13 protein-coding genes are annotated in these 12,531 nt (G+C 64.6%); 11 read left to right on the forward strand and 2 right to left on the reverse strand.

Annotated elements, in window-relative coordinates:
- Window positions 1-4 precede the first annotated feature (4 nt).
- The 6 genes from C0456_RS14455 (at window position 5) to C0456_RS14480 (ending at window position 6,766) form a co-directional block, all read left to right on the forward strand.
- Window positions 5-1,114 carry a DUF3667 domain-containing protein gene (locus C0456_RS14455; protein WP_291053527.1) on the forward strand — a complete coding sequence of 370 codons (1,110 nt, stop codon included), beginning with the start codon at window positions 5-7 and terminating at the stop codon, window positions 1,112-1,114.
- Window positions 1,111-1,461, forward strand: coding sequence for an MmcQ/YjbR family DNA-binding protein (locus tag C0456_RS14460; RefSeq protein ID WP_291053530.1), 351 nt, complete (start codon window positions 1,111-1,113; stop codon window positions 1,459-1,461). Before C0456_RS14455 ends, C0456_RS14460 begins: the two co-directional genes overlap by 4 nt.
- Before the next feature lie 87 nt (window positions 1,462-1,548).
- The gene (locus C0456_RS14465) at window positions 1,549-3,285 is read left to right on the forward strand and encodes an amidohydrolase (RefSeq protein WP_291053533.1); all 1,737 of its coding nucleotides are present in this window, start codon (window positions 1,549-1,551) and stop codon (window positions 3,283-3,285) included.
- A 3-nt stretch (window positions 3,286-3,288) separates the two neighbouring features.
- On the forward strand, window positions 3,289-4,437 hold the full coding sequence (locus C0456_RS14470; protein ID WP_291053535.1) for an acyl-CoA dehydrogenase family protein: 1,149 nt from the start codon (window positions 3,289-3,291) through the stop codon (window positions 4,435-4,437).
- A gap of 26 nt (window positions 4,438-4,463) precedes the next feature.
- Window positions 4,464-5,483, forward strand: a complete 1,020-nt coding sequence (locus tag C0456_RS14475) for an aspartyl protease family protein (protein WP_291053538.1) — start codon at window positions 4,464-4,466, stop codon at window positions 5,481-5,483.
- A gap of 77 nt (window positions 5,484-5,560) precedes the next feature.
- The gene (locus C0456_RS14480) at window positions 5,561-6,766 is read left to right on the forward strand and encodes an NAD(P)/FAD-dependent oxidoreductase (protein ID WP_291053541.1); all 1,206 of its coding nucleotides are present in this window, start codon (window positions 5,561-5,563) and stop codon (window positions 6,764-6,766) included.
- Here the strand turns inward: C0456_RS14480 and mutM are convergent.
- Window positions 6,757-7,602 carry a bifunctional DNA-formamidopyrimidine glycosylase/DNA-(apurinic or apyrimidinic site) lyase gene (mutM, locus tag C0456_RS14485; protein WP_291053543.1) on the reverse strand — a complete coding sequence of 282 codons (846 nt, stop codon included), beginning with the start codon at window positions 7,600-7,602 and terminating at the stop codon, window positions 6,757-6,759. The two genes, C0456_RS14480 and mutM, sit on opposite strands and share 10 nt — an antisense overlap.
- A 46-nt stretch (window positions 7,603-7,648) precedes the next feature.
- On the opposite strand from mutM, the gene C0456_RS14490 reads away from it, so the two are divergent.
- Window positions 7,649-8,437, forward strand: a complete 789-nt coding sequence (locus C0456_RS14490) for a class I SAM-dependent methyltransferase (protein WP_291053546.1) — start codon at window positions 7,649-7,651, stop codon at window positions 8,435-8,437.
- A gap of 11 nt (window positions 8,438-8,448) precedes the next feature.
- On the opposite strand, the gene C0456_RS14495 is transcribed toward C0456_RS14490, so the two are convergent.
- Entirely contained in the window at window positions 8,449-8,613 is a 165-nt protein-coding gene (locus tag C0456_RS14495) for a hypothetical protein (protein ID WP_291053548.1), read from the reverse strand.
- 91 nt (window positions 8,614-8,704) lie between these two features.
- Here C0456_RS14495 and C0456_RS14500 point away from each other — a divergent pair, with 91 nt between their 5' ends.
- From C0456_RS14500 to coaBC, 4 genes are all read left to right on the forward strand, one after another.
- Window positions 8,705-10,222, forward strand: coding sequence for an AarF/UbiB family protein (locus tag C0456_RS14500; RefSeq protein WP_291053550.1), 1,518 nt, complete (start codon window positions 8,705-8,707; stop codon window positions 10,220-10,222).
- Between the two features lie 56 nt (window positions 10,223-10,278).
- The gene (locus C0456_RS14505; RefSeq protein ID WP_291053551.1) at window positions 10,279-10,722 is read left to right on the forward strand and encodes a GFA family protein; all 444 of its coding nucleotides are present in this window, start codon (window positions 10,279-10,281) and stop codon (window positions 10,720-10,722) included.
- A 128-nt stretch (window positions 10,723-10,850) separates the two neighbouring features.
- Window positions 10,851-11,183 (forward strand): hypothetical protein, encoded by a 333-nt coding sequence (locus C0456_RS14510; protein ID WP_291053554.1) that lies wholly within the window; start codon window positions 10,851-10,853, stop codon window positions 11,181-11,183.
- Window positions 11,184-11,299: 116 nt separating this feature from the next.
- Window positions 11,300-12,526, forward strand: coding sequence for a bifunctional phosphopantothenoylcysteine decarboxylase/phosphopantothenate--cysteine ligase CoaBC (gene coaBC, locus C0456_RS14515; protein ID WP_291053557.1), 1,227 nt, complete (start codon window positions 11,300-11,302; stop codon window positions 12,524-12,526).
- Window positions 12,527-12,531: the final 5 nt, after the last annotated feature.

Below are 12,531 nucleotides of genomic sequence, written 5' to 3' on the forward strand. Positions count from 1 at the left end.
GGAGATGAGCGAAAGTTTTGGCGAGGCCGCCGATACAGCCATCGAACATGCCGGGGCGGATGCCGCCGCCGGCCTCAAAGCGGCCCGGGGAGAGCCTGCCGGAACCCATTGCCTGAACTGCGCCGCAGAGCTGGCTGGCGATTTCTGCCATCAGTGCGGGCAGAGCGCGCAGAGCCTGCGCCAGCCTTTCTGGGCCCTCTTGGGGGAAAGTCTGGAAACGCTGTTCTCTCTCGACAGCCGCGCGGCGCGGACGCTGCCGGCGTTGATATTCCTCCCCGGCAAAGTCACCCGCGCTTATCTGGACGGCCAGAGGGCCCGCTTCATCCCGCCTTTCCGGCTCTATGTGCTCGCCTCGCTGGTCTTCTTCGTGGCGCTGCCGCTGGTGATGGGGCAGGGCCTGTCGATCGTGCCGGGCGGCAAGCAGAATTTTGAGGAAGCCCGCGCCCAGGTCGAAAGCGCCCATGCGGCTGGGGAGATGACCGAGGAGGAGTATCAGGGCGCGCTGGAAGGCTTAGCCGAAGCCGAGAATATCTGGCGCAGTGGCCCGAATATCTTCATCCCCGAGGGTCCGGCGGCCCCCGGCGCCGAAGAGGCGGCGCCCGCCGATCCCCCGGAAGACCCCGAATGGGCAGGCTTCATGCCCAAGGAGGCGCTCGACGCAGTACGCGAGGCGGGGGCAGGCGGAGATGCGGAGGCTGCCCGCTTTGCCGAGGTGATGGACAACCCAGGACGGCTGGAAGAGAAGACGCGGGAATGGATTCCGCGCCTGATGTTCGTGATGCTGCCGGTGTATGCGCTGCTTCTGGGGCTGGTCTATTTCTGGCGCCGGAAATTCCTGTTCTTTGACCATCTGATCGTGTCGCTGCATTTCCATTCGGCGCTTTTCCTGGCCATGGCGCTGGGCATGATGGCGTCCTATCTGGTCGGGCCGGGCTGGGTGACGTTCGCCCTGCTGGTCTATTCCAACTGGTATCTCTACCGGTTGAACCGGGCGGTCTATGGGCGCGGGCGTTTCACCTCAGTGCTCCGCGTGCTGACGCTGGACAGTATCTATTTCTTCATTCTGATGTCGACGCTGCTGGTCGCGGTCATCCTGGGCGCGCTGTCCATATGATCAGGCCGGAGACACTCCGGGCAGAGGCGCTGAAGCTTCCCCACGCTCTGGAGCGTCCGCATTTTGATTGGGCGAGTTTCCGGGTTGATGCCCCGAAGGGTAAGATCTTCGCCACCCTGCCGCCACACCATGAATTCTCAAATGTCTTCCTGACGCCGGATGAGCAGAGGATGCTGTGCGCGGCGGAGCCGGACATCTTTTTCCCGGTGCCCAACAAATGGGGGGAGAAGGGGGCGACGTCCATCCGCCTGGCCACCTGCGATCTTGTCACGCTGCGCTCGGCGCTCGTCATGTCCTGGCGCCATGCTGCGCCGGTAAAGCTGCACGCGCTGCTCCCGGGAAGATAGGCGCACCCAAAGAGGCATACTTGCCAACCAGGGCCGGATTGGCCGATGGTTCCGGCAAAAGAAGACAATACCGGGGGAGAACACGCCATGCCGTTCAGCGCAGGCTTCAGGAATTGGCGCAGTGTTGCGGTGGCAGGCCTGCTTCTGGCTGCCTGCGCCGCGCCGCAGAAGCTGCCGCAGGCGCAGGCCAGCGGCGAGGGCGCCACCATTTTCCTCAACGGCGAAATCATCACTATTGACGAGGCCCTGCCGCAGGCAGAGGCGGTGGCCGTGCGCGATGGGCGTATCCTGGCCGTGGGCACGCGCGAAGACGTCAGCCGCGCCGCCGGTGCCGGCGCCAGCCTGCGCGACCTGGGCGGGGCAACCCTCGCGCCGGGCTTCATCGATACCCATGGGCATTTTGCCATGCTGGCGCAGACGGCCGGCATGGCCAATGTGCAGCCCCCGCCCGCTGGCCCCGTCCGCTCGATCCCCGAGCTGCAGGCGCAGCTGGAAGCCTGGGCGCTGGCCCATCCTGATGCGCCCTGGATCCTGGGCTGGGGCTATGACGATTCCCTGCTGGCCGAGCAGCGCCATCCGGCGCGGGAAGATCTCGATGCCGTCTCCACGGAAAAGCCGGTCTTCCTGATGCATACATCGGCGCACCTGGCCGCGTGCAATTCGCTGTGCCTGGACGCCATCGGCATCGCGGCCGAAACGCCTGATCCGGAGGGCGGGATTATCCGCCGGCAGAGCGATGGGCGCACGCCGAGCGGCGTGCTGGAAGAAACCGCGCTCTATCTCGTCTATGCGCATCTGCCCCAGCCGGCTGAAAGCCAGCGTCTTGCCGGGCTCAGCGCCGTGCAGGAACTCTATGCCAGCTATGGCATCACCACGGCGCAGGAAGGCGCCGCGCAGGGGCAGAACATCGCCGACCTGCAGAAGGTAGCGGCGCGCGGAGATCTTTATCTCGATGTTGTTGCCTACCAGCTGTTCCAGAAGGACGGCGTGATCCCCGAGGAGTTTCCTGTCTCAAGGGATTATGAAAACCGCTTCCGCATTGGCGGCATCAAGCTGCTGCTTGACGGGTCTCTGCAGGGGCGCACTGGATGGCTGACAGAGCCCTATGCCACGCAGGCGCCCGGCCAGCCGGCGGAGTATTCCGGCTACAGAATTCACAGCGATGAGAGCGTCTCCAGCCTGTTCGATCAGGCCTATGCGCGCGGCATTCAGATCATTGCCCATGCCAATGGCGACCGGGCGATTGATCAGTATCTGGACATGATGGCGCCGGTGTTGGCCGCCCATCCGGGGCAGGACCAGCGCCCGGTGGTGATCCATGCCCAGGCGGCCCGGCAGGATCAGCTGGAAGAGATGGCCGCCGCCGGCATTCTGCCTTCCTTCTTTGCGGCCCATCCCTTTTATTGGGGCGACTGGCACAGGGACACCATTCTGGGGCCGGAGCGGGCCGCCTTCATCAGCCCGCTGGCCGCTGCCAAGGCGCTTGGAATTCCGTATACGGTTCACAATGATCCCCCGGTGGTGCCGCCCGATGTGATCCGGCTGCTGTGGGTTTCGGTAAACCGGGAAACGCGGTCGGGGCAGGTGCTGGGAGAAGACCAGCGGGCGAGCCCCATGGACGCGCTGCGCGCCGTCACGCTGAACGCCGCCCGCCAGTATTTCGAGGAAGCCGAGAAAGGCTCAATCACGCCGGGCAAGAAGGCGGATTTCGTGATCCTCTCGGATAATCCGCTGACGATTGATCCGGCGGACATGCAGTCGATCCGCATTCTTGCAACGATCAAGGAAGGCGTGACCATCTATACCGCCGGTGAGGAAGAGTAATTGATGAAGCCGCTTGTCCATCTGACCCCGCTTCTTCCGGAACTGGCCGCCCGCGCCGCAGAGATGGAAGAGGTTCGCCGCCTGCCGGCAGATCTTGCCGCAAAGCTGGCCGCCACCGGCGCCTTCCGGATGGTGACGCCGAAAGCCCTTGGCGGGCTGGAGCTTAGCCCGCGCGAGATTGTCGAGGTGACCGAGGCGGCCGCCCGCGCCAATGCCAGCGCCGGCTGGTGCGTGATGATCGCGGCCACCACCGCGCTCAACGCCGCCTATATGGCACCGGAATATGCGCGCGAGGTTTATGCCGATCCGCTGACGATCACCGGCGGGGTTTTTGCCCCGATGGGGAAAGCGGTGGCCGAGGGGGAGAATTACCGCGTCACCGGCCGCTGGCAGTGGGGCTCGGGCTCGGCCAACTGCACCTGGCTCTGTGGCGGCTGCACCGTCTGGGAAAATGGCGAAATGAAACGCCTGGCCTCCGGCGCGCCGGATACACGGATGATGGTGTTCCCGGCCTCCGAGGCGACCCTGCACGATACATGGCATGTGATGGGCCTCAAGGGCACAGGCTCGGGCGATATCGAGGTGAAGGACATTCTCGTGCCGCGGGGGCGGTCTGTCTCGCTGGTGGCCGACAAGCCGCGCGAAGCAGGTGCCTTGTTCAAGTTTCCGGCTTTCGGCCTGCTGGCGCTGGGCGTTTCTGCCGTGGCGCTCGGCAATGCGCGCGGCGCACTGGACGCGTTCCATGCGCTCGCCACCGTCAAGAAAAGCCAGGGCTCGTCCAAGACGCTCAGCGAGCGGCAGACCATGCAGGCTGATTTTGCGCGCTGCGAGGCAGCCTGGCGCGCGGCGCGGGCCTATCTTTTCGCCGAGATTGACCGGGTCTGGACGATTGCGCAGGGGCAGGGGGATATCCCCATGGAGGCCCGCGCCGACCTGCGCCTGGCCTGCACCCATATGACCCGCACCGGAGCCGACATCTGCCGTACCCTGTATGATCTGGGCGGGGGCGCGGCCCTCTTCGAGGCGAGCGACCTGCAACGCCGTTTCCGCGACGCCCATGCCATCACCCAGCATATCGTCACCGCGCCCTCCACACTGGAACTGACGGGCCGCATCCTCTTCGGCCTGCCGACGGATGCCGGCATGGTCTGAAGTCTTCTGGCGGCTATCCGGTATCTGTGGCATTCTGGGCCAAAGCGCCAGGAAATGGCCGGAACATGGAGGATCTGCCGATGCGCAGCTGGGTGTCAGTGGCCGCGCGGAAATGGATGGGCACCGCAATGACGCTGGCGCTGCTGTCGGCCGTGTCGGCTTTCGCGGCGGTCGAGCGGGTCAGTTTTCCGCTTCTGTTCAACACTCAGGGTTATTTTGTTGTCCAGGCGAGCATAAATTCAGGCCCGCCCGTTCCGGCGGTGATCGATACGGCCGCGACCATGGCGATGATTGATAGCCGGGCCGCCAGGGCTGCGGGTATTTCCGGGCCAGGCGCGGAGGAAGACCGCGTTTCCGTGTTCGGGCTGCTGGGCGAGCGGGAATATGGTCAGGTCCAGATCCCGCAGGTGCGCGCTGGAACTGTGAGCCTGCATCAGCTAGCCGCCGCCTATAACGACCGCGAAGCGATGCCCGGCGGGCCCCTTGTCATTCCGGCGACCGCCTTTGGCGGGGATGTGATTGATTTCGATTTTCCGGCAGGCCGGTTTTCAGCCTATAGCGGGTGGCCAAAGCGTGTCGGAACGGTGTCTCCGGCCCGCAGCGCGCTGACGCAGATTGATGGTCTCTATTTCGCCGAGATCAGCATCAACGGTGTCAAGGGCAGGGCGCTGGTGGATACCGGGTCGCCCGTCAGCCTCATGAATTCGGCTTTTGCGCGCGCCGCCGGTGTTGCCCGCAACGAGGAGAAGACCCAGCTTCTGCAGGGCGCCACCGGCGGAAAGCTCCTGGCGCATGTGGCCACCACCCGCCGGATTTCGGTTGGCTATTACACCTTCCGCAAGATGGACATGATCGTTGCAGATCCCGCGCTTTTCGATGATCTCGGGCTGCAGCAGGAGCCGCTGATGCTGCTTGGCATCGACTATCTCTCCCAATTCCGTGTGCAGATTGATCGCAAGCGCAATACACTGCTGTTGACGGCTGCAGATGCTGGCCAGCCTATCCTCATGGAATTCTACGCCAAGGACACGCGCCTGCCCAATTAAGGCACTTTGCCCGTTGCCAATCCCCTGCCGGCGGCTTCATCAGAAATCATGGTCTGGCTGAGGGGGGATCTGGCCTGATGGTGGCGCAGCAGTTCAGCATAGGGATCGCGGGCGCCGGGATCGGCGGGCTGGCGGCGGCGGCGCTGCTGGCCGGAGAGGGCCACCGCGTCACCCTGTTTGATCAGTTCGAGGCGGCCGGGCCGGTCGGTTCAGGCCTGATGCTGCAGGAAACCGGGCTCGCCGTGCTCGGCGCGATGGGCCTTCGGGAGAAGGCAGAGGCGCTTGGCAGCCCGATTGCGCGCCTGCATGGCATTTCGGTGGACACAGGCCGGGCCGTTCTGGATGTGCGCTACGCCGCGCTGCGCGCGGGGCTTTCCGGCCTAGGCATCCAGCGATCCGTGCTGTTCGATCTGCTGCAGGAAGCCGCCCTCGCTGCTGGCGCGCGCCTTGTGCCCGGCACGCGTATCCTGTCTGCCGACCCGGCGGCGGGCACGCTCACAGACGCCGCCGGAGGTCAGCACGGGCCGTATGATCTCGTGATCGACGCGCTCGGCGTGCGCTCCCCACTTTCCACCGCCCCCCGGAATGAACTTGCCTATGGCGCGCTGTGGGCGACGCTTCCCTGGCCGGAAGGCAGCCCCTTTGACCGGACGGCGCTGGAGCAGCGCTATGAAGCCGCCCGCAAGATGGCGGGCGTGATGCCCTCAGGCCGCGCCAGCCCGCAAGCGCCCGATAGCCTCACCTATTTCTGGTCGATCCGCGCAGACCAGTATGAGGCTTTCCGCGCCGCCCCGCTCGCCCATTGGAAAGACGCCGCCTGCCATTTGTGGCCGGAAACCGAGGCGCTGCTACATCAGATTACGGATCATGACCAGCTGACCTTCGCCCGCTACCGCCATCGCACGCATCCTGCGCCGATCCAGGGCCGGCTCGTGCATATCGGCGACGCCTGGCATGCCGCCAGCCCGCAGCTCGGGCAGGGGGCCAACATGGCGCTGCTGGACGCCTATGCGCTTGCCCATGCGCTGCGCGGCGAGGCGCGGATGGCCGCTGCCCTGCGCCGTTTCCTGAAGATCCGCGCCGGCCATATCCGGCTCTACCAGCTGATGACCTGGGCCTTTACGCCGGTCTACCAGTCAGACGGCACGCTCACCCCCTGGCTGCGTGACCGGCTGGCCGCGCCGCTGCTGCGCCTTTGGCCCGCCCCGCCTTTGCTCGCCGGGCTTGTGGCGGGGGGCTTTGGGGCGCCGCTGAAGAAAATGGGGCTGGCGCCCTACCGCTGACAGCTCGGACAATAAAACGTCGACCGTCCGGATTGGACGATCCGCTTAATCTCCGCCCTGCAGGTTTTGCAGGGCTGGCCCTCGCGGTCATAGACATCAAACCGGTGCTGGAAATAGCCGAGCGCGCCATCGGTGGCGGCAAAGTCTGAAATCGATGAGCCACCCGCTTCGATCGCTTCGGCAATCACAGCATTGATCGCCGGGGCGAGGCGCGCGGCGCGCTGGCCGGGAATGGTCTTCGACAGGCGCTTGGGCGAGATGCCGGACCGGAACAGCGCCTCGCAGACATAGATATTCCCGAGGCCTGCAATCACCTTCTGGTCGAGCAGGGCGGCCTTGATCGGCGCTGCCTTGCCGCGCAGGGCTTCGTCCAGATAGGCCGGGGAGAAGCGGTTCGACAGGGGTTCGGGGCCCATCGTCATTAACCGTGGGTATGCCAGGAAAGTGGCGGCTGGCCAGAGTTCCATGAAGCCGAAACGGCGCGGGTCGTTGTAGGTTACCGTCTCGCCCCCCTCCATATGGAAGACAACATGGTCATGAGCGCTGATCCCACCGGTGGCGTGGTGAAAGTCTCCCGGCATCTGCCCGCCGATGGTAAACCGCCCGGTCATGCCCAGATGCATCACGAGCACCTCCCCATTGGAGAGGTGAGCTGCCAGAAATTTCGCCTGCCGGGCGAGCCGGTCAATCCGCGCGCCCGATACCCTTTCGCCAAAGCGTTCGGGCAGAGGAAAGCGCAGATCCGCCCGCCGCTGCTCCAGCTTCAGGATGCGCCGGCCCTCCATGACGGGGGCCAGTCCGCGGCGAACTGTCTCGACTTCAGGTAATTCAGGCATCTTTATCGCATATACGCTAAGGCAAACGCGGATAAGATAGGCGCCCATGACAGCTCAGGACAGCAAAGAACGCATCGTCTCCTTCGGCTTCGAAGAGGTGACGGAAACCGAGAAGGTCGCCCGCGTGAAGGGGGTCTTCCGCTCGGTCGCGTCCCGGTACGACCTGATGAACGATCTGATGAGCGCCGGGGTCCACCGCCTCTGGAAGCATGACGCGATGAACCGCCTGAACCCGCAGCCGGGCGAGCGCCATCTCGATGTTGCCGGCGGCACGGGCGAACTGGCGCGCGCCTTCCTCGCCCTGGCCGACAAGGCGGGCAAGCGGCGCGGCGATACAAGACAGGCCACCGCCATTGTCTCCGATATCAACGATGCGATGCTCGAGGCCGGCAAGGCGCGGGCGGACAACGCCCAATGGGGCGACCGCCTCGCCTGGGTCTGCGCAGATGGCCAGAACCTGCCCTATCCGGACAAGACTTTTGATGCGGTGACGGTTTCCTTCGGTATCCGCAACTTTGCAGACCGTGTGGCGGGCCTTAGGGAATTCCGCCGTGTGCTGAAAACGGGCGGCCGCCTCGCCGTGCTCGAGTTCAGCCACATGACCGCGCCGATCCTGCAGGCGGCGTATGATCGCTACAGCTTTGCCGTCATCCCGCGCATGGGCGAACTCGTCACCGGAGACCGCGACAGCTATCAGTATCTGATCGAATCCATCCGCAAATTCCCCGATCAGCAGACCTTCAAGTCAGAGATCGGGGGCGCAGGGTTTGGTCAGGTGTCGGTCACGAATTATTCCGGCGGCATCGCCGCCCTGCATTTCGGCTGGGCGGTCTGATGCGGCGGGGCCTAGTTTCCGTCGATCTTGATGCCGTCTTCGCCGATGGAGATTTCCAGCTTGTCTTCGCCGCCCGGGCCCTCGGTGAAGTAATAGATGCCAAAGCCGATGGCGGCGGCCACGAGTATACCGACAACAAAATACATAAGTTTGTTCGATGAGGGGGATGTCGACATGATTATTCTTCGCCTTCTGAAGATACAGCTAGATCACAAACGCGCAGCTTGCCCAGTTGGTTCCATGCAGGCGGGTGCGCATTAGATGGGCATGTTTTCCGATTATCGGCGGCTGATCCGCGCGGGCACGTCGCTGGCACGCCATGATGTGGTGCTGCCCGGGGAGTATCAGTCCCGCCTGCCGCTGCCCGCGCGCATTGCCGGTGGCTTCCTGCGCCTCATCGGCGGCGGGGCAAAGGGCCGGCCGGGCGAGCGTCTTGCCTATGCGTTGGAACGCCTCGGCCCGGCCTATATCAAGCTTGGCCAGTTCCTCGCCACGCGGCCGGATGTGTTCGGCTCTGAAGTGGCCGGAGATCTCGCCCGCCTGAAGGACAAGCTGCCGCCTTTCTCGATGAAGCAGGCCCGCGCCGCCCTTGCCGCAGAGTTTGGCGCCGAAGAAGCCCAGCGCCTTTTCCCCAATCTATCGGAGCCTGTCGCGGCCGCTTCCCTGGCGCAGGTTCACCGGATGCCGCTGCCCGATGGCGAGCGCGCCGTGAAGATCCTCCGCCCAGGGATCGAGCGGCAGCTGATGCTCGAGCTTTCCGCCATGCGGCGGGCCGCGCGCACCATTGAAGGCGTCTCCACCGAAAGCCGCCGCCTCAAGCCCGTCGCCTTTACCGAGACTATCGCCAGCGCCATGCTGCGCGAGACCGATCTGCGCCTGGAGGCGGGCGGGGCAGACGAGATGCGGGAGATTTACAGCAAGACCGGTTTCTTCCGTGTGCCGAAGGTGGACTGGGAGCGGACCGGCAAGCGCGTGATGACCGCCGAGTGGATTGAAGGCACGCCGCTAACCACGCCCGGCGTGCTGGATCAGCCCGGCATCGACCGCAAGCGGCTGGCCAACGACATCACGCAGGGCTTCCTGGCCAGCGCCATCAATTACGGCGTCTTCCATGCCGATATGCATGAAGGCAACGCCATCCTGACGCCGGAAGGCACCATTGCTCTGGTCGATTTCGGCATCATTGGCCGTATCGGGATCATCGAGCGCCGCTTCCTGGCCGAAATCCTCTGGGGCTTTCTGAAGCGGGACTATATGCGCATCGCGCAGGTGCATTTCGAAGCAGGCTATGTGCCGCCCAGCCAGTCTGTCGGCGACTTTGCCCAGGCGCTGCGCTCGATCGGCGAGCCGCTGTTCGGCCGCCCGGCCGAGGAAGTGTCGATGGGCCGCGTGCTGCTGCAACTCTTCGACTACACCCACACTTTCGGCATGGCCCTGCGGCCCGAGCTTGTTCTCCTGCAGAAAACCATGGTGCAGGTTGAAGGCGTCGCCCGCACGATTGATCCCTCCCACAATATCTGGAACGCGTCCGAGCCGGTGATTGAAGCCTGGATGCGCCGCAATTTCGGGCCGGAAGGGGCGGCCCGCCTCATCTCGGAAAATGTCCGTGAGGTGACGAACCGGCTGAAGCGGTTGCCGGAAGTGATGGACCGGTTCGAGAAAAGCCTGGAAGCCGAGCCCGCACCGCCCCCGCCGCGCGAGCGCTTTGCGCCGTGGTGGGGCTGGTTCGGCCTGATCCTTGGTCTTGCCGGGATTGTGGCCTGGCTTGTCCAGCAGGTTAGCTGACCCCTCTTGCTTGGGTGGGAGCGGCGGCGCATCCTTCTGCCTGACGAGGATTGGTCATGGCTTACACCGGCGGCTGTCAGTGCGGGAAACACCGTTACGAGATGGATGTGCTCACGGGAGGGCATGTCTGCCATTGCCGCATGTGCCAGCGCGCCACCGGCGGTCTTTTCGCGGCCCTTGTAGGCGCTCCGAAAGATCAGTTCCGCTGGATGGGCGCGCCGCCACCGGTCTACTGGAGTTCCAATCTCGCGGCCCGTGCCTTCTGCCCGGACTGCGGCACGCCGCTCGGTTTTACCTATGACCGGCCAACATCCTCGCAATACGTCACGATTGGCAGTCTCGACGCGCCCGAAGCGGTGGTTCTCGAAGAACAGTTCGGTATCGAATCGAAACTTCCTTTCGTGGAGTTCTGCGAAAACCTGCCCAGGAAGGCGACCGGGGAGGGGCAATCGGCCGAGGGGCTGGCCTTCCTCGCCCAGATGAAACCCAGGCAGGCTTGAAGTAAGGCGAATTTCTCGCGGCTCTGGCGCGCCCGCTCTCCTGATGTTCCCGCCTCAGGCGTAAGGGCTTCGCGCTGTTAAGATTTCGGTTACCTTTCCCGCTCCGCCACCAGAAGGGAGCCGAATCGATGAAGCTCGCCATCCTCACTGCCGCGCTGGGCGCGCTGGCCGCCCCGGCGCTGGCCCAACCTCTCGCCGGCGGCGATTGCAGCAAGGCCGTCCAGCTGGACGTGTCAGGCATGACCGAAGGTGGTGTCATCATCATCACCGGCCCCTGCGCCGAGGCAGGGCCCGCCCGCGAAGTGATCCACATCGCCCGCCCCGGCGAGCCGATGGCCACCACGGTTGTCATCCGCCGCCCGGATGGGGCCTCATCGCAGCAGAGCGCCGTGATCAAGGTCTCAGACCGCGCGGGCTTCTCTAGCTCCAGCCAGGCCCGCATCATCCGCGTAGGCGATTGAGCCGCCAAACCTTGCCGGAAGGTTGAGGCAAAGCGTGCTTCTGCGCGGATTTGATGGCGGCCCGGCAAGGTTTTTGCGCTAGGAATAGCGCAGGTCAGACCCGATATAGCGGATAAATGAGCGCCAAACGCATCCTCCTCGTCATCGGCGGCGGCATTGCCGCCTATAAAAGCCTTGAGCTTATCCGCGAGCTTGGCCGGCGCGGCATTGGCGCGCGCGTTATCCTCACCAAGGCGGGGACTGAGTTTGTCACGCCGCTCTCCGTTGCCGCTCTCTCCGGCGAAAAGGTCTATACAGAGCTTTTCAGCCTCACGGATGAAACCGAGATGGGGCATATCGAGCTTTCCCGCTCGGCCGATCTTGTCGTTGTCTGCCCCGCGACGGCCGATCTGATGGCCAAGGCGGTCCATGGCCACGCCAATGATCTTGCCTCCACCGCGCTGCTCGCCACGGACAAGCCGGTGCTGATGGTTCCGGCCATGAATGTCCGCATGTGGCAGCACGCCGCCACCCAGCGTAACATCGCCCAGCTGCGCGCGGACGGGGTCACGGTGATGGAACCTGATGTCGGCCCCATGGCCTGCGGCGAGTTTGGCCCTGGCCGCCTGCCGGATGTGGCACGCATTGTTGCCGAAATCGAAGCGATGCTCCGTCCCCGGTCAAAACGCCTCGCGGGCCGTCATGCCCTTGTTACCGCCGGGCCGACGCGGGAGCCGCTCGACCCGGTGCGCTATATCTCCAACCATTCCTCCGGCAAGCAGGGCTATGGCATCGCCGCCGCGCTGGCCGCAGAAGGCGCCCGCGTCACGCTTGTCTCCGGCCCGGTCTCGCTGCCCGCGCCTGAAGGCGTCACCCTGGTGAAGGTTGAAACCGCGCGGGAAATGCTGAAAGCCTGCGAAGATGCTCTGCCGGCTGATATTTTTGTCTCCGTCGCCGCCGTCGCAGACTGGCGCCCGGTGAAGGCGGCTGACAAGAAGCTGAAGCTGAAAGGGGAGGGCAAGGCCCCCACCATCGAGCTTGCCGAAAACCCGGACATCCTGCGCACGATCAGCCACAAGAAGAAAAAGCGCCCCACGCTCGTCATAGGCTTTGCCGCTGAGACCCATGACCTTGAGCGCCATGCGCAGGACAAGCTCGCCCGCAAGGGCTGCGACTGGATCGTCGCCAATGACGTCTCCGGCGATGTCATGGGCGGCCTCGAAAACGAGATCACCCTGATCACACGAGACGGCATCGACCGATGGCCGCGTCTGCCGAAGGACGCTGTCAGCACGCGCCTCGCCGCAAAGATTGCCGAAGCCATTGCTGGCGATACGGACGGCCTTGCTATGGCGGCGGAGTAACGCGT

It is taken from the genome of Hyphomonas sp. (genome assembly GCF_013823385.1).
In the GTDB taxonomy this organism is placed as follows: Bacteria; Pseudomonadota; Alphaproteobacteria; order Caulobacterales; family Hyphomonadaceae; genus Hyphomonas.